Genomic DNA, 25,246 nt, shown 5'->3' with positions numbered 1-25,246 from the left:
AGGAGCGACGTTTCACGTCGAACACCATGCCCGCTATGCCGGAAATCTGACGTTGCGACACTCCGGTGTCCGATCATCGGCCCAGCCGTCACCTGAATGACGACGGGCGGACGGTTCCCCCGTTCTGGAGGACCGCCCGCCCGCTGCGACAGGTCTTCGGTGGCACCCGGCCTCAGCGGCCGCGGCGCCGCCCGCCCCGACCGCGCTCGCCGCCCTTCGCGTTCGCGCCGCGGCCGGCCCGAGCCATCTTGGCCCGCCGGGTCGCGGCCCGCACACCGCCGGGGCTCTCCCCGGCCTTGACCTGGACCACCCGGGTCGAGGTCTCCAGGGTGCCCTCGCCGACCGAGATCACGCTCCACTCGACCGCCCCGAGCTTGGTCAGCCCGGCGCGCGAGTCGGCCAGCTCCTGCTCGGCACTGTCGCCCTTGAGCGCCAGCATCTGCCCGTGCGGACGCAGCAGCGGCAGCCCCCAGCCGGCCAGCCGGTCCAGCGGCGCCACCGCCCGGGCGGTCACCACGTCCACCGCGAGCTTGCCGACCATCTCCTCGGCGCGGCCCCGCAGCACCGTGACGTTCTCCAGCGCCAGCTCGCGGACGACCTCCTCCAGGAAGGTGGTCCGGCGCAGCAGCGGCTCGAGGAGGGTCACCGAGACGTCCGGACGGGCCAGCGCCACCGGGATGCCGGGCAGCCCGGCACCGGAGCCGACGTCGCACAGGGTCGAGCCGGCCGGCAGCAGCTCGGCGAGCACCGCGCAGTTGAGCACGTGGCGGTCCCACAGCCGGGGCACCTCGCGCGGACCGATCAGTCCGCGCTGGACGCCCGCGGTGGCCAGCAGCTCGGTGTAGCGGACGGCTGCGTCGAAGCGGTCACCGAAGACCTCCCGGGCCGCGGCAGGCGCGTCGCCCGGCACGTCCAGCTCGGGCGCCTCGGCCGCCCGCCCCTCAGCGTCCGGATCCACGTCCGCCCCCGGACGGCCGGCGGCCCCGCTCTCCGTGTCCATCTCGACCTCTCCGATCCCCGGATCCACCGACCCGCTCAACGCACCGTTTCACGTGAAACATCCCCGCCGGGCCGAACCCCGCGGAAGGGACGACGACCCCGCCCGCACGAGGCGGACGGGGTCGCGTCCGGTGAAGCTCACCGGCCGCCGCAGCGGCCGGACGTCGCCCGTCGGCCTCAGGCCGGCAGCACGACCACGCACCGCTGGGGCTCTTCGCCCTCGGACTCGCTGCGCAGACCGGCGGCCGCGACCGCGTCGTGGACGACCTTGCGCTCGAACGGCGTCATCGGCCGCAGCTTGACCTGCTCGCCGCTGGTCCTGGCCTGCTCCGCCGCCTTGGCGCCGAGGGCCGCCAGCTCCTCCCGCTTGCGGGCCCGGAAGCCGGCAATGTCCAGCATGAGGCGGCTGCGCTCGCCGGTCTCCCGGTGGACAGCCAACCGGGTCAGCTCCTGCAGGGCCTCCAGCACCTCGCCGTCCTGGCCGACCAGGCGCTGGAGCGCGCGGTCGTTGCCGTCGCTCACGATGGAGACCAGGGCGCGGTCGCCCTCGACGTCCATGTCGATGTCACCGTCGAGGTCCGCGATGTCGAGCAGACCCTCCAGGTAGTCCGCCGCGATGTCGCCTTCCTGCTCGAGGCGGGCGACGAGGCTCTCGTCGGCGCTGGCGGCGGCCTCGGCCTCGACGGCGGAGGTGGTGCCTTCCGTCACTGATGGACTCCTTCGGAGTTGGGCCCGTCGGGCGGGCCGGGAACGAAGCTCTGGGGTGCCACAGCGGGGCAGGGGTCGGTCAGGACTTCTTCTTCGGTCGCTGGCCGCCGCGCTTGGGCTGCTGGCGGGCGCCCTGCCGGGGACCGCCCGACTTGGCTGCGGGCTGCTTGGCCGCCGTGGGCTTGGGGCCGGACTCGGCCGGGACGGTGTCGGTCGGCTGCCCGTCCTTGCTGCCCTCGCTCGCCCCGGACGCGTCCGCCTCCCCCTGGGCGGTGGCGACGGCCTGCTGGCGCTGCGCCTTGGTCTGCCGGCGCGGCTGCTGGCGGCGCACCTGCACCGACTCTTCGACCACGGCGGCCGCGGAGGACGCCTCGGCGAGGGCCTCCTTGGACGGGGGCAGCAGGCCCCAGAGCGCGCCCTTGATCTCCGTACCGTCCGGACGCAGTCGACCGGCCTTCTTCAGCCGCGCCTGGCGCTCCTGGAAGGCCTTGCTGCCCGGGGTCGGGTTGTTGTGGATGACGATCAGCTGCTGGCCCATCGACCAGACGTTGGTGGTCAGCCAGTAGACCAGGACACCGACCGGGAAGTTGATGCCCATCACGGCGAACATGACCGGGAAGACGTACATCAGCATCTTCTGCTGCTGCATGAACGGCGTCTTCACCGTGAGGTCGACGTTCTTGGTCATCAGCTGGCGCTGGGTGATGAACTGCGACAGCGACATCATGATGATCATCACCGCGGTGACGATCTTGACGCTGGTCTCGCTGCTGCCGAGGAAGGTCGCGGAGAGCGGGGCACCGAAGATGTGCGCCTTGCCGGCGCTGACCAGCAGGCTGCCGTGGATGACGCCGATGTCCTGGCCCTTGGCGACCTTGGCGAGCACGCCGTAGAGGGCGGTGAAGAACGGCGCCTGCACGATGATCGGAAGGCAGCTGGAGAACGGGTTGGTGCCCGCCTCCTTGTACAGCTTCATCATCTCTTCCGACTGGCGCTGCCGGTCGTTCTTGTAGCGCTCCTGGATCGCCTTCATCTTCGGCTGGATCGCCTGCATGGCGCGGGTCGCCTTGATCTGCTTCACGAAGAGCGGGATCAGGCAGATCCGGATGACGACCACCATCGAGGCGATGGCCAGACCCCAGGCCCAGCCACCGTCCGGGTCGAAGATGTGGCTGTACAGCGAGTGGAACTGGACGATGATCCAGGACACCGCGGTGTAGAGGGGACTCAGAAAACCGAAGGTCACCGGTCAGACTCCTTGGGCATCGGGCTTCGCCACCGGCTCCGGCTCGGCGGTCCCGCTCTTGGGGCTCAGCAGATCGCGCAGCCGGCGGTGCCACACCGGGTGCTTGCGCGGCGGTACGTGGTCCACCCCGCCGGGCGACCACGGATTGCAGCGCAGGATGCGCCATACGGTCAGTCCGCCGCCCTTGACCGCCCCGTGCACCCTGACGGCCTCGTAGCCGTAGTGCGAGCAGGAGGGGTAATAACGGCAGACCGGACCGAGCAGCGGGCTGATGGTCCACTGGTAGACCCTGATCAGACCCATCAGCAGGTACTTCATCGCCCTGCTCCCGTCGGTGCCGAGGCGGCGGGCTCGACCCTCAGCAACCGCTTCAGCGCCGCGTCAAGATCACGTTCGAGATCCTGGTACGAGGCGGTCGCGGCCTGGGGCAGCGCACGCACCACTATCAGGCTACCGGCGGGCAGCCGGGACAGACGATCACGGATGAGATGGCGCAACCGGCGCTTGACCAGGTTGCGGACGACCGCCGGGCCGACGGCCTTGCTCACGACGAAACCCGCACGCGCCGAAGGAGTCCCCTCGGCGACGTGCGGGCGGGAGTCGCTGGTCCGGTCGGTCGGCCCCTGGAGGTCGCCCTCTCTGCTGAGATGGACGACCAGAAGGGGCCGGCCGGCCCGGCGACCGCGTTTCACCGCGGTCGCGAAGTCCTGGCGCCGCCGCAGCCGATTCTCGGAGGGCAGCACAACAGACTCTGTCGTGGATCAGGCGGACAGGCTGGCGCGGCCCTTGCCACGGCGGGCGGCCAGGATGGCGCGGCCGGCGCGGGTACGCATACGCAGCCGGAAGCCGTGGGTCTTCGCGCGACGACGGTTGTTCGGCTGGAAGGTGCGCTTGCTCACTCGGGGGCTCCTGAGGTGAATCGTAGGATGACGGGGGGTCGCTTGGCCGTCACCGTGCGTCCGCGTGATCTCCCCTGATTCGGAAATCCGGCCCGTCGCCCCAGTTCGGCTGGGGTCTGGGGCAATCCACGGCGCCCGTGCTGCGCGCCTTATGGAGCGGGTGGACCCGCGGACATGCGGCAGCGGCCATCGACAACTCGACCTGGTTACGGTACGCGGGACGGGGTCCGAGGGTCAAACCAGCCCCCTGCGGCAGGTTTACCCACAGCCTGTGGACAACGACTTGATCCGTCTCTGTTCGCTGACTACCGTTGCAGAACTTGTCTGGTTTGTTCTCTGAAAGCGTGCACCAGTGGCTGATGTCAACAGCGACCTCGTCCCGGTCTGGGCGAGGGTCGTCGAGCGGCTGGTCAGCGACCCCGACGTCGGGGAGATGGACAAACAGTGGGTGCAGCGCACCCAGCCCATGTGGATGATGCACGACACCGCCCTGCTGGCGACCCCGAACGAGCGGGCCAAGCAGGTGCTGGAGGGCCGACTGCTGCCGCAGCTGACCGACGCCCTCAGCCGCGAGCTCAGCCGGCCGGTGCGGATCGCCGTGATGGTCGACGCCAACGCCGTGCCCACCCCCGCGCCCGCCGCCCAGGCCCCCGCGGAGCCCTACCCGGGCCCCGCCGAGGAGGATCCGGACGGCTACCGCGGGCAGGACTACCACCAGCAGTCCTACCAGCAGGACTACGACCGCCCCCGCTACGACGACGGCGGCGGCTACGAACAGCGCCCCGCCTCCTACGGCGGCCAGTCCGGCCAGCCGTGGTCCGGTTACCAGGACTCCGGCTACCAGGAGCCGCAGCAGCCCTACCGGGAGTCCGAGGAGCCGGCGCCCCGCCCGGCGCCGCGCCACCTGCCCAGCCCGCCCTCGACCACCCAGGGCGACCTGTTCGGCGGGGCGTACGGCCCCGGCCCCGGCGAGCAGCCGCGCACCGGCGCCGGCCGGCGGTCGCCCGGCTCCCGTCCCACCGGCGGCCGCCCGGCCGAGAAGCCCGCCGCGGAGCGCGGCACCGACCGCCCCGCCGTCCCCGGGGTGCCCGCCCCGCCCGGCGCCCCTCCGGCCGGGGGCTCGCGCAAGGACGAGCCGGCGGCCCGGCTGAACCCCAAGTACCTCTTCGACACCTTCGTGATCGGCGCCAGCAACCGCTTCGCGCACGCGGCGGCGGTGGCGGTGGCCGAAGCCCCGGCCAAGGCGTACAACCCGCTCTTCATCTACGGGGAGTCCGGGCTGGGCAAGACCCACCTGCTGCACGCCATCGGGCACTACTCGCGCAGCCTCTTCCCGGGCACCCGGGTGCGCTACGTGTCCTCGGAGGAGTTCACCAACGAGTTCATCAACTCGATCCGGGACGGCAAGGCGGACACCTTCCGCCGCCGCTACCGGGACATGGACATCCTGCTCGTGGACGACGTCCAGTTCCTCGCGAGCAAGGAGTCCACGCAGGAGGAGTTCTTCCACACCTTCAACACCCTGCACAACGCGAACAAGCAGATCGTGCTCTCCTCGGACCGGCCGCCCAAGCTGCTGACCACGCTGGAGGACCGGCTGCGCAACCGCTTCGAGTGGGGACTGATCACCGACGTCACCCCGCCGGAGCTGGAGACCCGGATCGCGATCCTGCGCAAGAAGGCGATCCAGGAACAACTCAACGCTCCCGCCGACGTGTTGGAGTTCATCGCGTCCCGGATCACCCGCAACATCCGGGAGTTGGAGGGCGCGCTCATCCGGGTCACCGCCTTCGCCAACCTCAACCGGGCTCCGGTGGACCTGGAGTTGGCCGGGATCGTCCTCAAGGACCTGATCCCCGGCGGGGACGAGGACGCCGGGCCGGAGATCACGGCACAGGTCATCATGCAGCAGACCGCCGCGTACTTCGGCCTGGGCGTGGACGACCTCTGCGGATCCTCGCGCAGCCGGGTGCTGGTGACGGCCCGGCAGATCGCCATGTACCTGTGCCGGGAGCTCACCGACCTCTCGCTGCCGAAGATCGGCGCCCAGTTCGGCGGCCGCGACCACACCACCGTGATGCACGCGGACCGCAAGATCCGCTCGTTGATGGCGGAGCGGCGCTCGATCTACAACCAGGTCACCGAACTCACCAACCGCATCAAGAGCTGAGCCGCGTCCGGCCGGTGGCACCGGCGGACGGCGGGCCTCCACGGGGCGTCAGGAGCGATCCTGACGCCCTTTTTCGTCGTCCACAGGTGTGCGGCGGGCGGTGCTGGGGCAGGGATGCCGTCGACGGATCCGCCGCCGGTCCGCGCCAGGGGGCGAACAATTGACCGGGCATTCGAAAAGGCGGGGCGCGCAAGGCCGTTGTCCACAGGTGCGGCCCCTTCCGCGCGATCCACAGGCCGGGGAGTCCGGAGTTATCCAGAATTCGTCCACAGGCGCGTCGCCGCTACGCTCTTCCGCGCAGGTCAGATGCCTGTGGACTTGTGCACAACGGTTATCCACAGGCTGTGGACAGTTGACGGGCCGCCAGTGGGCCGTTCGGGTTGTCCACCGGTTGTCCCCAAGGTCGGGGCGGTTATCCCCAGGTTGTCCACAGCAGCGTCCACAGTTCGACAACCGTGAACTGGCGTTCACGCCCTGGTGTGAAAGGCGTCACGAAAAGTTGACCGGGGTCCGTGGATAACCGGGCCCGGAACTGGGGACAGTCCTGGGGATAACCTGTGGATACGCTGCGTGCCCTGTGGGTAACGCTCGGCCGTCCACAGCGCGGCCTGTCCGTCCACAGCCGCCGTCCACACCCACTGTGGACAAAATTCGGGCGCTGACCTGCGGAAACGGGGTTATCCACGGTTTCCACAGGCCCTACTACTACCGCTACACAGATAGACCTGGGACCTGCTTTCAAAGTGGGTGGGCCCGAAATCTGTGGACAACCGCTCCCCGACATCTGTTCGGCCTCGCTTCCGCCCGTCTGCCCCGTCTGTCGGCGGAGTACGTCAGACTGTCCTTTGCAGCTGGAAGCGGAGCGGCAGAGCTCGGCGGACAGCGGAACCGACGATCAAGATCAGACGAACCAGAGTGCGAGCGGGAGCGCTCGATCCAGGAGGCGGTTACCGGTGAAGTTCCGGGTGGAGCGTGACGTCCTCGCGGAGGCGGTGGCCTGGGCTGCCCGCAGCCTCCCGGCACGGCCGCCGGTGCCGGTGCTGGCCGGCCTGCTGCTGACCGCGCAGGAGGGCAGCCTGGCGCTGTCCGGCTTCGACTACGAGGTGTCGGCCCGGGTCGAGCTGGAGGCGGACGTCGAGGAGGCCGGCACCGTCCTGGTCTCCGGCCGACTGCTCAACGACATCTCGCGCAACCTTCCCAACAGGCCTGTGGAGATCTCCACCGACGGCCAGCGGGTCAGCGTCGTCTGCGGCAGCTCCCGGTTCACCCTCCCCACCCTCCCGGTGGACGAGTACCCGGCCCTGCCCCAGATGCCGACCGCCACCGGCACCGTCTCCGGGGACGTCTTCGCCTCGGCGGTCAGCCAGGCCGCGGTCGCCGCCGGCCGGGACGACACCCTGCCGGTGCTGACCGGTGTCCGGGTCGAGATCGAGGGCGACCGGATCACCCTGGCCGCCACCGACCGCTACCGCTTCGCCGTCCGCGAGCTGCTGTGGAAGCCCGAGCAGTCCGACATCTCCGCGGTCGCCCTGGTGCCCGCCAAGACGCTGCAGGACATCGCCAAGTCCCTGGGCAGTGGCGACACCGTCTCCATCGCGCTCTCCTCGGGCGGCGCGGGCGAGGGCCTGATCGGCTTCGAGGGCGCCGGCCGCCGCACCACCACCCGGCTGCTGGAGGGCGAGTTCCCCAAGTTCCGCAGCCTCTTCCCGACCGAGTTCAGCGCGGTCGCCGCGATCCAGACCCAGCCCTTCCTGGAGGCGCTCAAGCGCGTCTCGCTGGTCGCCGAGCGCAACACCCCGGTGCGGCTGAACTTCGAGCAGGGCGTGCTGACCCTGGAGGCCGGCTCGGGCGACGACGCCCAGGCCACCGAGCGGATCGAGGCCGACCTCGAGGGCGACGACATCTCGATCGCCTTCAACCCGGGCTACCTGGAGGAGGGCCTCAAGGCCATCGACTCCGCCTACGCCCAGCTGAGCTTCACCACCCCGACCAAGCCGGCCCTGCTCAGCGGCAAGGTCTCGGTGGACGCCGAGGAGGACAAGGCGTACCAGTACCTCATCATGCCGGTCCGCCTCTCCGGCTGATCCGGCCGGCTGATCCCGCTCTCCGCGTGACCGTCCACAGGCTGTGCACACCCGCTGTGCACAGCCTGTGGACGTCTCCCCCGGTCGGACCGACCGCGCAGAGTCCGTCACCGCCGGAAGCGTAGGCTCGGAGAGTGCGGCAACGGCGCCGCCGGCAGGCACGTCCCCACAGTAAGGATTTGGTCATGGAGCTCGGCCTCATCGGTCTCGGCAAGATGGGCGGCAACATGCGCGAGCGGATCCGCCGCGCCGGCCACACCGTCGTCGGCTACGACCGCAACCCGGAGATCTCCGACGTCGAGAGCCTCCAGGAGCTCGTCAGCAAGCTCCAGGGCCCCCGCGTGGTCTGGGTGATGGTCCCGGCCGGTGCCGCGACCCAGGCGACCGTCGACGAGCTCGCCGAACTGCTCTCCCCCGGCGACGTGGTGGTCGACGGCGGCAACTCCCGCTGGACCGACGACGTCAAGCACGCCGAGGCGCTGGCCGCCAAGGGCATCGGCTTCGTCGACTGCGGCGTCTCCGGCGGCGTCTGGGGCCTGGAGAACGGCTACGCGCTGATGTACGGCGGCGACGCCGAGCACGTCGCCCTCGTCCAGCCGGTGTTCGACGCGCTCAAGCCCGAGGGCGACTTCGGCTCGGTGCACGCGGGGGCGGTGGGCGCCGGCCACTTCGCCAAGATGGTCCACAACGGCATCGAGTACGCGATGATGCAGGCCTTCGCCGAAGGCTGGGAGCTGCTGGAGGCCGCGCCCGAGGTGACCGACGTGCGCGAGGTCTTCCGCAGCTGGCAGGAGGGCACCGTGATCCGCTCCTGGCTGCTGGACCTGGCCGTCCGCGCCCTGGACGAGGACGAGCACCTGGCCAAGCTGCGCGGCTGGGCCGCCGACTCCGGCGAGGGCCGCTGGACCGTCGAGGCCGCGATCGACCACGCCGTGCCGCTGCCGGCGATCACCGCCTCGCTGTTCGCCCGCTTCGCCTCCCGCCAGGACGACTCGCCGCAGATGAAGATGATCGCCGCGCTGCGCAACCAGTTCGGCGGCCACGCGGTCGAGTCGAAGTAGTCCCCCCGGCCGGGTGGTCCACCGGACACCCGGCCGTCCACAGTCTGTTGACAGAAGGCGAGCGCAGTCCACCGCCATGCACGTCGCGCACCTGTCGCTCGCCGACTTCCGGTCGTACGCCCGGGCCGAGGTCCCTCTCGACCCGGGCGTGACGGCCTTCGTCGGGCCCAACGGCCAGGGCAAGACCAACCTGGTCGAGGCGATCGGCTACGTCGCCACCCTGGGCAGCCACCGGGTCGCCACCGACGCCCCGCTGATCCGGCTCGGCGCCGAGCGGGCGGTGATCCGCACCTCGGTGGTGGACCGCGGCCGCTCCACCCTGGTCGAGCTGGAGCTCACCCCGGGCAAGGCCAACCGGGCCCGGATCAACCGCTCCGACAACGTCCGCCCGCGCGACGTGCTGGGCCTGCTGCGGACCGTGCTGTTCGCCCCCGAGGACCTCAGCCTGGTCAAGGGCGACCCGGGCGAGCGCCGCCGCTTCCTGGACGAACTGCTCACCGCCCGCGCCCCCCGGCTGGCCGGGGTCCGGCAGGACTACGAGCGGGTGCTCAAGCAGCGCAACGCCCTGCTGAAGACCGCCGCGATGGCCCGCCGGGCCGGCGGCGGCAAGGGCGCGGACCTGTCCACCCTGGAGGTCTGGGACGGTCACCTGGCGCGCGCCGGGGCGGAGTTGACGGCCTTCCGGATCCAGCTGGCCTCCGCCCTGCAGCCGCTGGTGACGGCTGCTTACGGGCAGCTGGCCCCGGGCGGCGGCGAGACCTCGCTGGAGTACCGCAGCTCCTTCGAGGGCGAGCTGCCGACCAGCCGCGAGCAGGCCGAGGAGCAACTGCTGGGGGCGCTGCAGGCGGCCCGCAAGCAGGAGATCGAGCGCGGGGTCACCCTGGTCGGTCCGCACCGCGACGAGCTGGTGCTCAAGCTCGGCCCGATGCCCGCCAAGGGCTACGCGAGCCACGGCGAGTCCTGGTCGTTCGCGCTGGCGCTGCGGCTGGCGTCGTACGAGCTGCTGCGCGCCGACGGCGGCGAGCCGGTGCTGATCCTGGACGACGTCTTCGCCGAGCTGGACGCCGCCCGCCGGGACCGGCTGGCCGAGCTGGTGGCCGACGGCGAGCAGGTGCTGGTCACCGCGGCGGTGGCCGAGGACGTGCCGAAGGCGCTGGCCGGCGCCCGGTTCGCGGTCTCCGACGGCGGGGTCCGCCGGATCGACGCCTGAAACCGCCGACCCGCCCGTACGGCTGCGGGCCTGCGCGCCGGCCCGGACGCCCGTCCGCCCGCGATCCCGTCCGCCGTCTGAGCCGCTCGTCACACCGACCGCCCTCCGGGCACGTCCCGCCGTCCGGCGTCCGACCGCTCCCGTAGGCTGGACGGCTCATCGGTTGTCCACAGGCTGGGGAAGGAGATCGCCGTGAGCGAGTCGGCGGAGCGCTCGCCCTTCCCCACCATTCCCGGCCCCGCCGGTTCCCGTCCCGCCGGCTCCGGCCCGGTCGTCCCCGCCCCCGCCGGCCCCGAGCCCACCGGTGCCGACCTCGCCCGCTCCGCCCTGCGGGCCGCCCGCGCCCAGGCCCGCCAGCGCGGGGAGCAGGTCCAGCAGAAGCGCGAGGCGAAGCGGCACGGCCTGCGCAGCGGCGCCCGGTCTGACGGCCGCGACCCGGTGCCGCTGGGCGCCGCGCTGAACCGGCTGCTCACCGAGCGCGGCTGGGAGTCCTCCGCCGCGGTCGGCGGGGTGATGGGCCGCTGGCCGCAGATCGTCGGTCCGGACATCGCCGCGCACTGCCACCCCTCCTCCTTCGACGAGGCCGAGGCGGTGCTCACCGTGCAGTGCGACTCCACCGCCTGGGCGACGCAACTGCGGTGGCTGGCCAGGCAGTTGGTGGCTCGTCTGAACCACGAGCTGGGCCACGGAACGGTGCGGACCATCAAGGTGCTCGGCCCGGCCGCGCCCGCCCGCGGCTACGGCCGGCTGCGCGCCCCCGGCAGCAAGGGCCCCGGCGACACCTGGGGCTAGAGCGGTCTCCCGCCGCCGGGATCGGATCGCGATCTTCCGGAACCCCTGACGGCCCTTCCAGGCGCCCCCGGCCCCCCGGTCGAGTATCGGGACACGTGCCGAGGGGATTCAGGGCGGCGTATCTGCCTTCAAGGGCTGCCAAACGCCCATCTCTGTCAGTCGTACCGGTAGACTGGGAGCCAAACACTGTTGCTAGTGGCAACCGAGTCGAAACGCTGTGGTCGCACGCCCGCCCGTACGGGGAGGGCATGCGGCCCGTGCTGTGCCAGAGAGGGCGCTTCGTGGCCGATTCCGGCAACCCCAGCCAGACCCCAGACCAGACCGACCAGGCTTCCTACACCGGTAGCAACATCCAGGTGCTGGAAGGCCTCGACGCCGTCCGCAAGCGCCCCGGCATGTACATCGGTTCGACCGGTGAGCGCGGCCTGCACCACCTGGTGCAGGAGGTCGTGGACAACTCCGTCGACGAGGCGATGGCCGGGTACGCCGACACCATCGACGTCACGATCATGGCCGACGGCGCGATCCGCGTCGTCGACAACGGCCGTGGCATCCCGGTGGACATCGTCCCCGGCCAGGACAAGCCCGCCGTCGAGGTCGTGCTCACCGTCCTGCACGCGGGCGGCAAGTTCGGCGGCGGCGGCTACGCCGTGTCCGGCGGTCTGCACGGCGTCGGCGTCTCCGTGGTGAACGCCCTCTCCACCCGGCTCTCGGTGGAGATCCACAAGGACGGCCACATCTGGACCCAGGACTACAAGGCGGGCGCCCCGACCGCCCCGCTGGCAAAGGGCCCCGAGACCGACCGCACCGGCACCACGGTGACCTTCTGGGCCGACGCCGACATCTTCGAGACCACCGTCTACTCCTTCGAGACGCTCTCCCGGCGCTTCCAGGAGATGGCCTTCCTCAACAAGGGCCTGTCGATCTCGCTGACCGACGAGCGCCCCGAGCACGTGGACGAGGAGGGCAAGCCGCTGACCGTCACGTACAAGTACGACGGCGGCATCGCCGACTTCGTCGCCCACCTCAACTCCCGCAAGGGCGAGGTCATCCACCCCTCGGTGATCGACTTCGAGGCCGAGGACAAGGACAAGGCGATCTCGGTGGAGATCGCGATGCAGTGGAACTCCTCCTACACCGAGGGGGTCTACAGCTTCGCCAACACCATCCACACCCACGGCGGCGGTACCCACGAGGAGGGCTTCCGCGCCGCGCTGACCGGCCTGGTCAACCGCTACGCGCGGGACAAGAAGCTGCTCCGCGAGAAGGACGACAACCTCTCCGGCGAGGACATCCGCGAGGGTCTGACCGCGATCATCTCGGTCAAGCTCGGCGAGCCGCAGTTCGAGGGCCAGACCAAGGACAAGCTCGGCAACACCGAGGCCAAGACCTTCGTCCAGAAGGTCGTCCACGAGCAGCTGAACGACTGGCTGGACCGCAACCCCAACGAGGCCGCGGACATCATCCGCAAGTCCATCCAGGCCGCCACCGCGCGCGTCGCCGCCCGCAAGGCCCGCGACCTCACCCGCCGCAAGGGCCTGCTGGAGTCCGCCTCGCTGCCCGGCAAGCTCTCCGACTGCCAGTCCAAGGACCCGTCCGAGTGCGAGATCTTCATCGTCGAGGGTGACTCCGCCGGCGGCTCTGCCAAGCAGGGCCGCGACCCGCGCACCCAGGCGATCCTGCCGATCCGCGGCAAGATCCTGAACGTCGAGAAGGCCCGGATCGACAAGGTGCTGCAGAACACCGAGGTCCAGGCGCTGATCTCGGCCTTCGGCTGCGGCATCCAGGAGGACTACGACGAGGCCAAGCTCCGGTACCACAAGATCGTCCTGATGGCGGACGCCGACGTCGACGGTCAGCACATCCGCACCCTGCTGCTGACCCTGCTGTTCCGCTTCATGCGGCCGCTGGTCGAGGCCGGGTACGTCTACCTCGCCATGCCGCCGCTGTACAAGATCAAGTGGGGCAAGGACGACTTCGAGTACGCCTACTCCGACCGCGAGCGCGACGCGCTGATCGCCGCCGGCGTGGAGGCCGGGCGCCGGCTGCCCAAGGACGACGCGATCCAGCGCTTCAAGGGTCTCGGCGAGATGAACGCCGAGGAGCTCCGGGTCACCACCATGGACGCGGCCCACCGGCTGCTGCTCCAGGTCACCCTGGAGGACGCCGCCCGCGCCGACGAACTGTTCTCCGTGCTGATGGGCGAGGACGTCGAGGCCCGCCGCTCCTTCATCCAGCGCAACGCCAAGGACGTCCGCTTCCTGGACGTGTGACGCCTGCACCCCAGGCCCCGCACGTACCAGTCCGCGTGAAAGGAAACTGACCAGCAGTGGTCGACGACAACCGTCCCGACGGCGAGCAGCCCGAGACCCCCGAGACCGAAGAGGGCACCGCCCAGGCGACGATGCGGATCGAGCCGGTCGAGCTCGAGACCGAGATGCAGCGCTCGTACCTCGACTACGCGATGAGCGTGATCGTCAGCCGTGCGCTCCCCGAGGTCCGCGACGGCCTCAAGCCGGTGCACCGCCGCGTGCTCTACGCGATGTACGACGGCGGGTACCGCCCCGAGAAGGGGTACTACAAGTGCGCCCGCGTCGTCGGCGACGTGATGGGCAACTACCACCCGCACGGCGACACCTCGATCTACGACACCGTGGTCCGCCTGGCCCAGCCGTGGTCGATGCGGATGCCGCTGGTGGACGGCAACGGCAACTTCGGCTCCCCGGGCAACGACCCGGCCGCGGCCATGCGCTACACCGAGTGCAAGATGATGCCGCTGGCCATGGAGATGATGCGCGACATCGACGAGGAGACCGTCGACTTCGCGCCCAACTACGACGGCCGCTCGCAGGAGCCGACCGTCCTGCCCGCGCGCTTCCCCAACCTGCTGGTCAACGGTGCCACCGGCATCGCGGTCGGCATGGCCACCAACATCCCGCCGCACAACCTCCGCGAGGTCGCCTCCGGCGCGCTGTGGTACCTGGAGAATCCCGAGGCCTCCAACGAGGAGCTGCTCGACGCGCTGATCGAGCGGATCAAGGGCCCCGACTTCCCCACCGGCGCGCTGATCGTCGGCCGCCGCGGGATCGACGACTACTACCGCACCGGCCGCGGCTCGGTCACCATGCGCGCCGTGGTCGAGGTCGAGGAGATCCAGGGCCGCCAGTGCCTGGTGATCACCGAGCTGCCGTACCAGGTCAACCCGGACAACCTCGCGCTGAAGATCGCCGACCTGGTCAAGGACGGCAAGATCGCCGGCATCGCCGACGTCCGCGACGAGTCCTCGTCCCGCACCGGCACCCGCCTGGTGGTCGTGCTCAAGCGCGACGCCGTCGCCAAGGTCGTGCTGAACAACCTCTACAAGCACACCGAGCTGCAGACCAACTTCGGCGCCAACATGCTGGCCCTGGTCGACGGCGTGCCGCGCACCCTCTCGCTGGACGCCTTCATCCGGCACTGGGTCAACCACCAGGTCGAGGTCATCGTCCGGCGCACCACCTTCCGGCTGCGCAAGGCCGAGGAGCGCGCCCACATCCTGCGCGCGCTGCTCAAGGCGCTGGACGTGATCGACGAGGTCATCGCGCTGATCCGGGCCTCGGCCAGCGCGGACGCCGCCCGCACCGGCCTGATGGGCCTGCTCGACATCGACGAGCTCCAGGCCAACGCGATTCTCGAGATGCAGCTGCGCCGACTGGCCGCCCTCGAGCGCCAGCGGATCACCGACGAGCACGACGAGCTGCAGCGCAAGATCGACGAGTACAACGCGATCCTGGCCTCGCCGGTCCGCCAGCGGGGGATCATCTCCGAGGAGCTCACCGCGATCGTCGAGAAGTACGGCGACGACCGGCGCTCCACCCTCATCCCGTCCGACGGGGACCTCTCGATCGAGGACCTCATCGCGGAGGAGGACATCGTCGTCACGATCACTCGTGGCGGCTACGTCAAGCGGACCCGCTCCGACCTCTACCGCTCGCAGAAGCGCGGCGGCAAGGGCGTGCGCGGTGCCCAGCTGAAGCAGGACGACATCGTCGACCACTTCTTCGTGACGACGACCCACAACTGGATCCTGTTCTTCACCAACAAGGGCCGGGTCTACCGCGCCAAGGGCTACGAGCTGCCGGACGCCGGGCGCGACGCCCGCGGCCAGCACGTCGCCAACCTGCTGGCCTTCCAGCCGGGCGAGCACATCGCCCAGGTGATGGCCGTCCGGACCTACGAGGACAAGCCGTACCTGGTCCTCGCCACCCGGGCCGGCCTGGTGAAGAAGTCCCCGCTGAAGGACTACGACTCCCCGCGCTCCGGCGGCCTGATCGCGATCAACCTGCGCCAGGACGAGGAGGGCCGGGACGACGAGCTGATCGGCGCCGAGCTGGTCTCCGCCGAGGACGACCTGCTGCTGGTCTCCAAGAAGGCCCAGTCGATCCGCTTCACCGCGACGGACGACGCCCTGCGGCCCACCGGTCGCGCCACCTCGGGCGTCAAGGGCATGGCCTTCCGCGAGGACGACGAGCTGCTCTCGATGAACGTCGTCCGCCCGGGCACGTACGTCTTCACCGCCACGGACGGCGGCTACGCCAAGCGCACGGCGGTGGACGAGTACCGTGTCCAGGGACGCGGCGGCTACGGCACCAAGGCGGCGAAGATCGTCGAGGGCCGGGGTTCGCTGGTCGGTGCGCTGGTGGTCGACGACACCGACGAGATCATGGCGATCACCCTGTCCGGCGGGGTGATCCGCACGAGGGTTTCCGAGGTTCGTGAAACCGGACGTGACACCATGGGCGTCCAACTGATCAACCTCGGGAAGCGCGACGCGGTCGTGGGCATGGCCCGCAACGCGGAGGCCGAGGAGGACGAGACGGCGGAGGACGAGGTCGCGGGCACCGAGTCCACCGAGACGGCCGAGGGTGCGGAGACGGCGGTCGGCGGCGACGCCGAGGCCTGACCCGAACCGCAGACCGGTGCCGCGGCGTCCCCAGGGTGGGCGCGGCGGCACCGGCCGCCGACCAGTACCGGGCAATCCCGCCGGGCGCTGGATGACGAGTGACGGATCAGGGCGGCGCCGCCCTGGTGGGAAGTGCGGGAGGACCAGGTGAGTGGAGCCACGGGTGCTGCGGGAGGACCCTCCGGCGGCCGTCCGGGCGCGCAGGGCGGGGGTGCGTACGGGGTGCCGCAGCCGCCGACCGAGCACTCGGCCGCGTCCACCTCGCTGATGCCACCGGTCGGCGCAGCGGGCCAGAGCGGGGGGACGTACGGGGGCCAGACGCCGCCTCCGCCGAGCGGCGCGCCCGCCGGCTCGGGCGGTTTCTCGCAGCCGACCACCTACGCCAAGGGGCAGCCGACCCCGGCCCGGGGCACCCGGACCGGCGGCAACACCCCGGCCGGCGGCACCCCCGTCCCGGGGGCGGCGCGCCGCCCCGGCGGCGGGGCCCCGACCGGCGGCGGGCCGATCGGCCGGACCCGCAAGGCACGGCTGCGGGTGACGAAGGTCGACCCGTGGTCGGTGATGAAGGTCAGCTTCCTGCTGTCGCTGGCCGTCGGCATCATCATCATCGTGGCCGCGGCGGTGCTGTGGATGACGCTGGACTCCCTGGGCGTCTTCGACTCGCTGACCAAGACGCTCAAGGACGTCACCGGTGGCGGCGCCGACAACGCCAGCAGCCAGCTCAACCTGATGGACTACATCGGCTTCGGCAAGGTGATGATGTTCACCACGCTGATCGCCGTGGTCGACGTCGTGCTGCTGACCGCGCTGTCCACCCTCTCCGCCTTCATCTACAACGCGGCGGCCGGATTCACCGGCGGCGTCGAGCTGACCCTGGCCGAAGAGGACTGATTCCTGGCCGAATACTGACCACCGGTCAGTTCCCCGCCTCCGTGCGGAATGCCCGGGCCCCGCAGGCCGTTGCCGTCTGCGGGGCTCGTCGGCATTTCGGGTGACAGCCGGCGCCCGCGGCGTGCCGTCCGGAATCGGGTCGGCCGCGGTGGGCTTAGCTGGACGCCGCCCGTTCCCGCGCCTGGGAGTGCCGCAGGCCGCCCCCCGGTCGGTCGACCGGGTCAGGTGAGGTTCCGCAGGACGACTGGACGGAGGCGCGCGGTGGCGAAGCTCGCAGGTCAGCTGGTGGAGGCTTTGAACGGGCTGTTGGGGATCCCGGTGCCGCTGCGGGTCCAGGCCTGGGACGGCAGCGTCGCGGGGCCGCCCGGAGCGCCCACGGTGGTCCTGCGCAACCGCCGGGCGCTGCGCCGGCTGATCTGGCAGCCGGACGAGCTCGGCCTGGCCCGGGCCTACGTCGCGGGGGACCTCGAGCTCGCCCCGGGCACCGACCTGTACGAGACGCTCTCCGCCGTCGCCCGCTTCGCCGAGCTGCCGGAGATCCGCAACCTGGCCATCCGTCCGCGCGACGTGGTCGGCGCCAAGGGCCGCCGCGTCCTCGCCGCCGCCCTGCGGGCCGGGGCGATCGGCACGGAGCCCACCCCGCCCCCGGAGGAGGTCCGCAAGCCCCACGGGCGGCTGCACAGCCGCAGCCGGGACCGCGCGGCCATCAGCCACCACTACGACGTGGGGAACGACTTCTACGGCCTCGTGCTCGGCCCGTCCATGGTCTACTCGTGCGCCTACTGGGCCCCCGAGGTGAAGAGCCTGGAGGCCGCCCAGGAGGCCAAGCTCGACCTGATCTGCCGCAAGCTCGGCCTGCGGCCCGGGATGCGGCTGCTGGACGTCGGCTGCGGCTGGGGCTCGCTGCTGCTGCACGCGGCGAAGCACTACGGCGTCACCGCGGTGGGCGTCTCCATCTCCAAGGAGCAGGTCGCGCTGGCCCGGGCCCGGGTCGAGGAGGCCGGCCTCGCCGACCGGATCGAGGTCCGGCTGCAGGACTACCGGGAGATCACCGACGGCCCGTTCGACGCGATCTCCAGCGTGGGGATGGCCGAGCACGTCGGCTCCCAGCAGTACCGGGTCTACGCCGAGGGGCTCTACGGCCTGCTGGTGCCCGGCGGCCGGCTGCTCAACCACCAGATCGCCCGCCGCCCCGACCACCCCGGTGAACCGCACCGCACCAGCCCCTTCATCGACCGCTACGTCTTCCCGGACGGCGAGCTCTCCCCGGTCGGTTCCACCGTGGCCCGGCTGGAGGAGGCCGGCTTCGAGGTGCGGGACGTCGAGGCGCTGCGCGAGCACTACGCGCTGACCCTGCGCGAGTGGGTGGCCAACCTGGAGGCGCACTGGACGGAGGCGGTCCGGCTGGTCGGCCGCGGCCGCGCCCGGGTCTGGCGGCTGTACATGGCCGCTTCCGCGCTCGCCTTCGAGCAGAACCGGATCGGCGTGAACCAGGTCCTCGCCGTCCGCAGCACCGACGAGGGCGCGGCGGGCCTGCCGCCCACCCGCGAGGAGTGGCTGCTGCGCCCGGCCGCCGGGGTCCCTGCCGCGACCCGGACCGCCGAGGATTTGGGGGATCGGCGGTCGGTCCGCTAATCTTTCAGTGCGGCAAGGGCCTATAGCTCAGACGGTTAGAGCGCTTCCCTGATAAGGAAGAGGCCACAGGTTCAAGTCCTGTTAGGCCCACCACCGCGAAGGGCCCGGAGTGATCACTCCGGGCCCTTCGGCGTTTTCCAGGACCGGGCCGCATCGGGTACGCTCTGTGTGCAGCGCGGGCCTATAGCTCAGACGGTTAGAGCGCTTCCCTGATAAGGAAGAGGCCACAGGTTCAAGTCCTGTTAGGCCCACCGCCACGAGGGGCCCGGAGTGATCACTCCGGGCCCCTCGTCGTGCTTCCGGGGCGGACGCCCCGCACAGCAGGAGGTGCGGCGTCAATCCTCCGACCGGGCCGCCGGGTTGAGCACCGGTGGCTGGTCACGATTGGGAAACTGGTGTGTATCATCGGCCGCAAGGGCTGTCCGGCACCCGACCGCCCTGTTCGCGCTCGAAACACAACTGGACTCGTCGGCCCGGTCAGCCCGGCCGGAACACCGGCTCTTGAGTCCACCAACGCAAGAAGGACGAGGTCCCGCGGTGAAGAAGCTCCTCCTGGTCGCCCTGGTCGCCCTCGGCGGCTTCTTTGTCTACCGTCAGGTCCAGGCGGACCGCGCCGAGCAGGACCTGTGGACCGAGGCCACCGACCCGGTCCCGGCCGGTCGCTGAGCCCGGACGATCTGACGATCGCAGATCTTCGGAGGCGTTGAGGCGCCTCCCAACCGGTCGGTCCGGTCCCACGACCGGGCCGACCGCCCCTCGGGGAGAACACTCTTCCGAGGGGACGGCGCCGGGAATCGCGCCGGAACCGGTACGCTAGTGCCCGTCGGCACGGGGCGTGCCGTCGAGGGGCATTAGCTCAGTTGGTAGAGCGCTGCCTTTGCAAGGCAGATGTCAGGAGTTCGAGTCTCCTATGCTCCACAGCGCCTGAACGGCGGCCGACCTGTTCCCAGGTCGGCCGCCGTTCTGCTTTCCGGCCCGCCGCTACGCCTGCGGGCGGTCGTCCTCGGCGGGTTCCACGGACTCGGCCGCGTCCTGCGCGGTGACTCCGTTCACCGGGGCGGTGGTGCTGTGGGCGCCGACGGGCGGGCGGGACTCCGGGGCCGGCGGCTCGATCAGCCACTCGGGGTTGCTGTGCCGGCGCCACCACTGCCAGGCGACGACGCCGCCGGCGATCGCCAGCGCTCCCGCGACCGCGAGACCGGTGCCGCGGCCGCCGCGGCACCGGGACTTCTTGGCGTTCCGGGCGGCGAGCCGGCTGATCTCGGCCGCGCTGACGTTCCCGTGGAGGGCGGTCAGTGCGGCGGCGCCGCGGGCCTGGGCCTCGTGGGCGACCGGGGAGACCGCGGCGCGGGCGTCCCCCACCACGTGGGCGACCCGCGGGGCGACCGTGGCGCGGGCCGTGTCGGCGGCGCGGCCGGCGGAGAGCCGAGCCGCCAGGGCGGCCTCCTGGGCGCGGTGGAGGGCCTTCAGGACGTTCTGCTGGGCCTCCGGGGGCAGACTGGCGAAGGCGTGGCCGAATTGTGGGGCGAGGTGCTTGTCGTAGTGGACGCGGAGGTGGTGGGCTGCCTCAGAGGCCTTCGGCCCGAGCGCGTCAAGGGCGGGCCCGAGGCGCTGTTTGGCGCCGTCCGCGAACTGCACGGCGGTGTCCCGGGTCCGGGTGGCCGTCTCACGGGCCGAGTCCGAAAAGCTCACGAGTCTCTCCTCCTGGGTGGCGTCCTTTATTGCACATATCCACCTGAATGCTGATCATGCATCCTGAATTGTCCACTCGGCACGCCGGGCTGGGCCGGGCGGGGGCTTGTGGGGTGGGGGCGGCCGGTTGTGGTGGGTGGGGCGGGTGTGGGGGTTCGGGCGGCGCCCGAGGGGGGGTCGGGGAGCGGGTGTGGTGCGCTGCGCCGGGCTGGGCCGGGCGGGGGCTTGTGGGGTGGGGGCGGCCGGTTGTGGTGGGTGGGGCGGGTGTGGGGGTCCGGGTGGGGTCGGGGTGGGGTCGGGTCGGGTCGGGTCCGGGGTGGGGTCGGGGAGCGGGTGTGGTGCGCTGGGCCGAGCTGGGCCGGGGGAGCGGGGTGGCGCAGTAGGCTGGCGGCTCCGGTGGTCGGGTACGGGAAGGGGCGAGCGCTGATGCTCCCGGACGAGCCGCGGCAGTCGACGGGGCCGGCCCCGGAGGGCGGGCTGCCCGGTTGCTACCGGCATACGCAGACCGCCACCGGGATCACCTGCACCCGGTGCGAGCGGCCGATCTGCCCCCGGTGCATGGTGGCGGCCTCGGTCGGCTTCCAGTGCCCGGAGTGCGTCGGCGAGGGGCACGCCGGGACGCGCCGGGCGACCACCCGGTTCGGCGGCGCGCTGACCCAGCACGGCGGGCTGGTCACCCGGGTGCTGGTCGGGATCAACGTGGTGGTCTGGGTGCTGGCCGCCTACGTGCTGAGGCCGAGGCTGGCGGAGGTCTGGTCGCTGGCCAGCGCCGGGCGGGATGTCAGCGGCGGCCCGTACGGCATCGCGGACGGCCCCGACCAGTGGTACCGGCTGGTGACCGCCACCTTCCTGCACCTGGAGTGGTGGCACATCGGGACGAACATGCTGGTGCTGCTCTGGCTGGGCCCGCCGCTGGAGGAGGCGCTCGGCAGGGTGCGCTTCCTGGCCCTGTACCTCGTGGCGGGCCTCGGTGGCAGCACCTTCGCCTTCCTGGTGGCGGGCGACTGGATGCAGTCGCTGGGCGCCTCGGGGGCGGTCTTCGGCCTGATCGGCGCGACGATCGTGATGCAGCTGCGGAACAGGGCCGCGCTCGGCCCGGCGGTGGCCTTCCTGGTGTTCAACCTGGTGGTGACCTTCTCCCGCCCGACCATCGACTGGCGGGCGCACCTCGGCGGCCTGGCCCTGGGCGCGCTGACGGCTTTCGGCCTCATGTACGCCCCGCGGGCGCGCCGCGGTCTGGTGCAGGGGCTGACCCTGGCGGGTGCGCTGGCCGTGGAGGCGGCGATGCTGGGCGTCGGAATGGCCCTCTACGGCGGGTGACGCCCCCGGATGATTGTCCACAGCTGTCCACAGCGGGTGCGGGGCTGTGCACAGGCTGTGCGCCGGACGTCCGGTGGACTGGTGTTCTACGCGCGTCCAGCTGTGCGGATCCCGTGCCGCCGGAGGATCGTGCCCAGCTGTGCACGGCCGCGGCCGGAAAGGTTATCCACAGGCTGGGGGGACTTTTCCCCAGTGTGGATAACCATGTGGATAAGCCCGACTGTGTGATGGTGGGGAAAGCAGACGGCGCTGCGGGCCGCGCCCGGGCACGCCGAACCGCCGCTCCGGGACCCGCGATCCGAAGCGGCGGAAAACGGCTCGAACCCGAGCCTCAGGACGGGCGGAGCGTCACTTCCACTGGGTGGAGACGCCGAACCCCGCCGCGATGAAGCCGAAGCCCACCAGGATGTTCCAGTTCCGCCAGCTCTCGACCGGGTAGCTGCCGCTGGTCACGTAGTAGGTGACGATCCACACCAGGCCGATCAGGAACAGTGCCAGCATCAGCGGCGCGACCCAACCGCGGCCCGAACTGATCTTCACCGCGGCCGTCGTCGGCGGGGTGTAGTCGGACTTCTTGCGGAGTCGAGACTTCGGCACGAGGAGCTCTCCTGTCGATGCGCTGTGAGACCGCGCGGAGGTGCAGCGGGTGGGACGCCGGCGGTGGTCGTGGAGCGCTCAGGGACCGCTCCCCCACCTGCCACCGGCGTCCGTTAGCGTAGTGGCTCGGCGGGTCTCGAGGAGATAAGGGTACGGTGACTAATTTGTCGATTCCTCCCCGGAGGGCCGGTACCCGCCGCTCCGGCATCCGAATTGTCGGACGTGCCCTGACCTGCGCGGTGTTCGCACTCGCCGGCCTGCTCTTCTACGTCAGCGCCCAGACCGCCCGCGGCACCGACCTGCGGACCGACAACTCGCTGCTCAGCCTCGGTGACGTGATCCGCCAGCGCAGCTCGCAGAACCAGCAGGCGCAGGCCCAGCTGGCCGACCTCCAGGCCCGGGCGCAGGACCTCACCGAACAGCAGGCCAACAGCCCCGCCGACGCCGCGCAGCTGGACGGCCTGCGGCGCGGCGCGGCCCTGGAACCGCTGCAGGGCGGCGGCCTGACCGTCACCCTCAACGACGCCCCGCCGAACGCCACCGCGCGCATCCCCGGCGTCCCCGAGCCGGGCGTCAACGACCTGGTCATCCACCAGCAGGACATCCAGGCCGTGGTCAACGCGCTGTGGCGGGGCGGCGCCGAGGGCGTGCAGGTGATGGACCAGCGGCTGACCTCCACCAGCGCGGTGCGCTGCGTGGGCAACACCCTGCTGCTCCAGGGCCGGGTCTACTCCCCGCCGTACGTGGTCAGGGCGGTGGGCAGGACGGACGCGCTGCGGGCCGCCGTCGAGGCGGACCCGGACATCCGCAACTACCTGCAGTACGTCCAGGCGTACGGACTGGGCTGGAAGGTCCAGGAGAGCGGCGACCTGACCCTGCCCGGTTACTCCGGCACCGTCGACCTGCGCTCGGTGGCGGGCCAGTAGCGGCCGAGTGGCGGACCGGCCCCGCGGCTGTGGATAGCGGGTCTACTCTTGACCCCAGTCCGCTACGTCGAGGGAGCACCATGTACGGCTGGATCTGGCGTCACCTCCCGGGGAACACCCTGGTCCGGGCCGTCATTTCGCTGCTCCTGATCCTGGGGATCGTCTACCTCCTCTTCACCTACGTCTTCCCGTGGGCGGAACCGCTGCTCCCCTTCGGTGACGTCACAGTGGACGGCGGCGACGGAGCCGCGGCCGGCTGACCGGCGGGCCCGGCAGTTCCCCCATGCACCGCACCCACGGAGACCACGCGCGAATGACCACCCAGCCGACCCCGCCCCGCATCCTGGTCGTGGACAACTACGACAGCTTCGTCTTCAACCTGGTCCAGTACCTGTACCAGCTCGGCGCCACCTGCGAGGTGGTGCGCAACGACGAGGTGACCGTCGAGCACGCCGTCCGCCGGTCGGGTGAGCAGGGCTTCGACGGGGTGCTGCTCTCCCCCGGGCCGGGGGCGCCCGAGGAGGCCGGGGTCTGCATCGAGATGGTGCACCACTGCGCCGCGGTCGGGCTGCCGGTGTTCGGCGTCTGTCTGGGCCTGCAGTCGATCGCGGTCGCCTACGGCGCGGTGGTCGGCCGGGCGCCGGAGCTGCTGCACGGCAAGACCTCGCTGGTCGAGCACGAGGACGGCGGGGTGTTCGAGGGCCTGCCCTCGCCGCTGACCGCGACCCGCTACCACTCGCTGGCCGTCGACCCGGCCACCGTGCCCGACGAGCTGGTGGTCACCGCCCGCACCGAGAGCGGCGTGATCATGGGCCTGAGGCACCGTGAACTGCTCGTCGAGGGCGTGCAGTTCCACCCCGAGTCGGTGCTGACCGAGGGCGGGCACCGGATGCTCGCCAACTGGCTGGCGGAGTGCGGCGACCCGCACGCCGTGGACCGGTCGGCCGGGCTCGCCCCGGTGATCGGCCGGGGCTGAGCGGCGTGACCGCGGTGCGCCCGGAGGGGCGTTACCAGCCGGGGCCCGGCCCCGACGGCGGTGCCGGGCCGTACGGCGGCGCGTCGTACGACGGCGGCCCGGCCGACGGGCCGTACCCGCAGCAGTACCCCGTCCAGGGCGCGCCCGAGGACGCCTGGGGCGTCTACGAGCAGGCCGGGGAGCCCGCCGCGGGCGGCCCCGAGTACCCGTGGCTGCCCGACCAGACCCTTCAGCTGCGGCTGCCCGCCGACGGCGGTCCGGCCGCGGAACCCGCCCCGCCGACCGGGGGCCGGGCCGAGCGGCGACGGGCCGCCCAGGGCCGCACCTCGGTGCGCTCGGGCGGCGGTCGGCGGCGGGCGAAGGGCCGGGCGGGCGGACGGGCGCGGCCCAAGGAGTCCGCGGTCGTGGTGGGCGCCCGGTTCGTCGGCGAGCTGTGCATCACGCTCGGCGTGGTGATGCTGCTGTTCGTCGCCTACCAGCTCTGGTGGACCAACGTGCAGGCCGACGCGGCCGCCAGTAGTGCCCGCGACCAGCTGGAGCAGCAGTTCGACGCGGCCCAGGGGCCGGCCCAGCCGGGACAGCCGGCGCCGGACCCGAACAAGCCCGAGGCGTTCGCGCCCGGCAAGGGCTTCGCCATCATCTACCTGCCCAAGCTGGGGCTGAAGTTCCCGATCGCCGAGGGCACCGACAAGTCGGCGGTGCTCGACAAGGGCCTGGTCGGCCACTACACCAACACCGGGATGCCGGGCGACAAGGCGAGCAACTTCGCGCTGGCCGCGCACCGCAACACCCACGGCGAGCCGTTCCGGTACATCAACCAGCTGAGCAAGGGCGACAAGGTCGTGGTGGAGACCGCCACCGCGTACTACACCTACGAGATCACCGGCGGCATCCCCGAGACCTCCCCCAGCAACGTGAGCGTGATCAAGCCGGTGCCGAACGGCTCCGGTTACACCGGCCCCGGCCGCTACATCACGCTGACCACCTGCACGCCGGAGTTCACCTCCAAGTTCCGGCTCATCGTCTTTGGCAAGATGACCGAGGAACGGCCGCGCAGCCAAGGCAAGCCGGCCGCGATCACGGGCGGATAGCCGCCCG

At 71.4% G+C, this 25,246-nt stretch carries 23 protein-coding genes and 3 tRNA genes; 18 read left to right on the top strand and 8 right to left on the bottom strand.

The features are described 5' to 3' along the window. Nucleotides 1-172 precede the first annotated feature (172 nt). The 6 genes from rsmG to rpmH all read right to left on the bottom strand — a co-directional run bounded on the left by rsmG (nucleotide 173) and on the right by rpmH (nucleotide 3,852). A complete protein-coding gene (gene rsmG / locus ACGF07_RS06575; protein ID WP_350743780.1) occupies nucleotides 173-1,000 on the bottom strand; it encodes a 16S rRNA (guanine(527)-N(7))-methyltransferase RsmG in 828 nt (275 codons plus the stop codon). A 176-nt stretch (nucleotides 1,001-1,176) separates the two neighbouring features. Next, entirely contained in the window at nucleotides 1,177-1,707 is a 531-nt protein-coding gene (locus tag ACGF07_RS06570) for a R3H domain-containing nucleic acid-binding protein (protein ID WP_350743781.1), read from the bottom strand. A gap of 79 nt (nucleotides 1,708-1,786) precedes the next feature. Then, nucleotides 1,787-2,953, bottom strand: a complete 1,167-nt coding sequence (gene yidC, locus ACGF07_RS06565; RefSeq protein WP_392895965.1) for a membrane protein insertase YidC — start codon at nucleotides 2,951-2,953, stop codon at nucleotides 1,787-1,789. Nucleotides 2,954-2,956: 3 nt separating this feature from the next. Next, nucleotides 2,957-3,271, bottom strand: a complete 315-nt coding sequence (gene yidD / locus ACGF07_RS06560; RefSeq protein ID WP_350743783.1) for a membrane protein insertion efficiency factor YidD — start codon at nucleotides 3,269-3,271, stop codon at nucleotides 2,957-2,959. Beyond that, the gene (gene rnpA, locus ACGF07_RS06555) at nucleotides 3,268-3,696 is read right to left on the bottom strand and encodes a ribonuclease P protein component (protein ID WP_350743784.1); all 429 of its coding nucleotides are present in this window, start codon (nucleotides 3,694-3,696) and stop codon (nucleotides 3,268-3,270) included. Before rnpA ends, yidD begins: the two co-directional genes overlap by 4 nt. A gap of 18 nt (nucleotides 3,697-3,714) precedes the next feature. Next, nucleotides 3,715-3,852 carry a 50S ribosomal protein L34 gene (gene rpmH, locus ACGF07_RS06550; RefSeq protein WP_030059672.1) on the bottom strand — a complete coding sequence of 46 codons (138 nt, stop codon included), beginning with the start codon at nucleotides 3,850-3,852 and terminating at the stop codon, nucleotides 3,715-3,717. Nucleotides 3,853-4,204: 352 nt separating this feature from the next. Between rpmH and dnaA the strand changes: the two genes are divergently transcribed. From dnaA to ACGF07_RS06485, 13 genes are all read left to right on the top strand, one after another. Further along, on the top strand, nucleotides 4,205-6,022 hold the full coding sequence (dnaA, locus tag ACGF07_RS06545) for a chromosomal replication initiator protein DnaA (RefSeq protein ID WP_350743785.1): 1,818 nt from the start codon (nucleotides 4,205-4,207) through the stop codon (nucleotides 6,020-6,022). A gap of 953 nt (nucleotides 6,023-6,975) precedes the next feature. Continuing rightward, nucleotides 6,976-8,106 carry a DNA polymerase III subunit beta gene (gene dnaN / locus ACGF07_RS06540; RefSeq protein ID WP_392895962.1) on the top strand — a complete coding sequence of 377 codons (1,131 nt, stop codon included), beginning with the start codon at nucleotides 6,976-6,978 and terminating at the stop codon, nucleotides 8,104-8,106. Nucleotides 8,107-8,240: 134 nt separating this feature from the next. Then, a complete protein-coding gene (gnd, locus tag ACGF07_RS06535) occupies nucleotides 8,241-9,167 on the top strand; it encodes a phosphogluconate dehydrogenase (NAD(+)-dependent, decarboxylating) (RefSeq protein ID WP_392895960.1) in 927 nt (308 codons plus the stop codon). Between the two features lie 76 nt (nucleotides 9,168-9,243). After that, nucleotides 9,244-10,377, top strand: coding sequence for a DNA replication/repair protein RecF (gene recF, locus ACGF07_RS06530; protein WP_392895958.1), 1,134 nt, complete (start codon nucleotides 9,244-9,246; stop codon nucleotides 10,375-10,377). 228 nt (nucleotides 10,378-10,605) lie between these two features. Continuing rightward, nucleotides 10,606-11,169 carry a DciA family protein gene (locus ACGF07_RS06525; RefSeq protein ID WP_350743792.1) on the top strand — a complete coding sequence of 188 codons (564 nt, stop codon included), beginning with the start codon at nucleotides 10,606-10,608 and terminating at the stop codon, nucleotides 11,167-11,169. Between the two features lie 257 nt (nucleotides 11,170-11,426). Beyond that, nucleotides 11,427-13,442 (top strand): DNA topoisomerase (ATP-hydrolyzing) subunit B, encoded by a 2,016-nt coding sequence (gene gyrB, locus ACGF07_RS06520; protein ID WP_350743789.1) that lies wholly within the window; start codon nucleotides 11,427-11,429, stop codon nucleotides 13,440-13,442. A gap of 131 nt (nucleotides 13,443-13,573) precedes the next feature. Beyond that, nucleotides 13,574-16,111 (top strand): DNA gyrase subunit A, encoded by a 2,538-nt coding sequence (gyrA, locus tag ACGF07_RS06515; RefSeq protein WP_350743793.1) that lies wholly within the window; start codon nucleotides 13,574-13,576, stop codon nucleotides 16,109-16,111. Between the two features lie 222 nt (nucleotides 16,112-16,333). Beyond that, the gene (locus ACGF07_RS06510; protein ID WP_392895956.1) at nucleotides 16,334-17,002 is read left to right on the top strand and encodes a DUF3566 domain-containing protein; all 669 of its coding nucleotides are present in this window, start codon (nucleotides 16,334-16,336) and stop codon (nucleotides 17,000-17,002) included. A gap of 261 nt (nucleotides 17,003-17,263) precedes the next feature. Beyond that, the gene (locus tag ACGF07_RS06505; protein WP_392895954.1) at nucleotides 17,264-18,637 is read left to right on the top strand and encodes a class I SAM-dependent methyltransferase; all 1,374 of its coding nucleotides are present in this window, start codon (nucleotides 17,264-17,266) and stop codon (nucleotides 18,635-18,637) included. Nucleotides 18,638-18,653: 16 nt separating this feature from the next. Next, nucleotides 18,654-18,730: transfer RNA gene (locus ACGF07_RS06500), tRNA-Ile, on the top strand. 84 nt (nucleotides 18,731-18,814) lie between these two features. Beyond that, a tRNA-Ile gene (locus tag ACGF07_RS06495) sits at nucleotides 18,815-18,888 on the top strand. Between the two features lie 286 nt (nucleotides 18,889-19,174). Next, nucleotides 19,175-19,303 carry a DLW-39 family protein gene (locus ACGF07_RS06490; protein ID WP_014137031.1) on the top strand — a complete coding sequence of 43 codons (129 nt, stop codon included), beginning with the start codon at nucleotides 19,175-19,177 and terminating at the stop codon, nucleotides 19,301-19,303. 179 nt (nucleotides 19,304-19,482) lie between these two features. Beyond that, a tRNA-Ala gene (locus tag ACGF07_RS06485) sits at nucleotides 19,483-19,555 on the top strand. 63 nt (nucleotides 19,556-19,618) lie between these two features. On the opposite strand, the gene ACGF07_RS06480 is transcribed toward ACGF07_RS06485, so the two are convergent. Next, the gene (locus ACGF07_RS06480) at nucleotides 19,619-20,329 is read right to left on the bottom strand and encodes a DUF5324 family protein (protein ID WP_392895952.1); all 711 of its coding nucleotides are present in this window, start codon (nucleotides 20,327-20,329) and stop codon (nucleotides 19,619-19,621) included. A 426-nt stretch (nucleotides 20,330-20,755) separates the two neighbouring features. On the opposite strand from ACGF07_RS06480, the gene ACGF07_RS06475 reads away from it, so the two are divergent. Further along, complete coding sequence (locus ACGF07_RS06475; protein WP_392895950.1) at nucleotides 20,756-21,649, top strand: rhomboid family intramembrane serine protease; 894 nt, start codon at nucleotides 20,756-20,758, stop codon at nucleotides 21,647-21,649. Nucleotides 21,650-21,997: 348 nt separating this feature from the next. On the opposite strand, the gene crgA is transcribed toward ACGF07_RS06475, so the two are convergent. Continuing rightward, nucleotides 21,998-22,246, bottom strand: a complete 249-nt coding sequence (gene crgA / locus ACGF07_RS06470) for a cell division protein CrgA (protein WP_270145659.1) — start codon at nucleotides 22,244-22,246, stop codon at nucleotides 21,998-22,000. A 170-nt stretch (nucleotides 22,247-22,416) separates the two neighbouring features. Here crgA and ACGF07_RS06465 point away from each other — a divergent pair, with 170 nt between their 5' ends. The 4 genes from ACGF07_RS06465 (at nucleotide 22,417) to ACGF07_RS06450 (ending at nucleotide 25,239) form a co-directional block, all read left to right on the top strand. Next, complete coding sequence (locus ACGF07_RS06465) at nucleotides 22,417-23,172, top strand: DUF881 domain-containing protein (RefSeq protein ID WP_392896077.1); 756 nt, start codon at nucleotides 22,417-22,419, stop codon at nucleotides 23,170-23,172. Nucleotides 23,173-23,252: 80 nt separating this feature from the next. Next, nucleotides 23,253-23,432: a hypothetical protein gene (locus ACGF07_RS06460; protein WP_350748960.1), complete on the top strand. Its 180-nt coding sequence runs from the start codon at nucleotides 23,253-23,255 to the stop codon at nucleotides 23,430-23,432. Between the two features lie 53 nt (nucleotides 23,433-23,485). Beyond that, complete coding sequence (locus ACGF07_RS06455; RefSeq protein ID WP_350748957.1) at nucleotides 23,486-24,148, top strand: aminodeoxychorismate/anthranilate synthase component II; 663 nt, start codon at nucleotides 23,486-23,488, stop codon at nucleotides 24,146-24,148. 5 nt (nucleotides 24,149-24,153) lie between these two features. Next, the gene (locus tag ACGF07_RS06450; protein ID WP_350748955.1) at nucleotides 24,154-25,239 is read left to right on the top strand and encodes a class E sortase; all 1,086 of its coding nucleotides are present in this window, start codon (nucleotides 24,154-24,156) and stop codon (nucleotides 25,237-25,239) included. The last annotated feature ends 7 nt before the right edge of the window (nucleotides 25,240-25,246 follow it).

This window comes from Kitasatospora sp. NPDC048194 (assembly GCF_043202455.1).
In the GTDB taxonomy this organism is placed as follows: Bacteria; Actinomycetota; Actinomycetes; order Streptomycetales; family Streptomycetaceae; genus Kitasatospora.
Note: the sequence above shows the minus strand (reverse complement) of the source record. Positions and strands in the feature narration are given on the sequence as shown.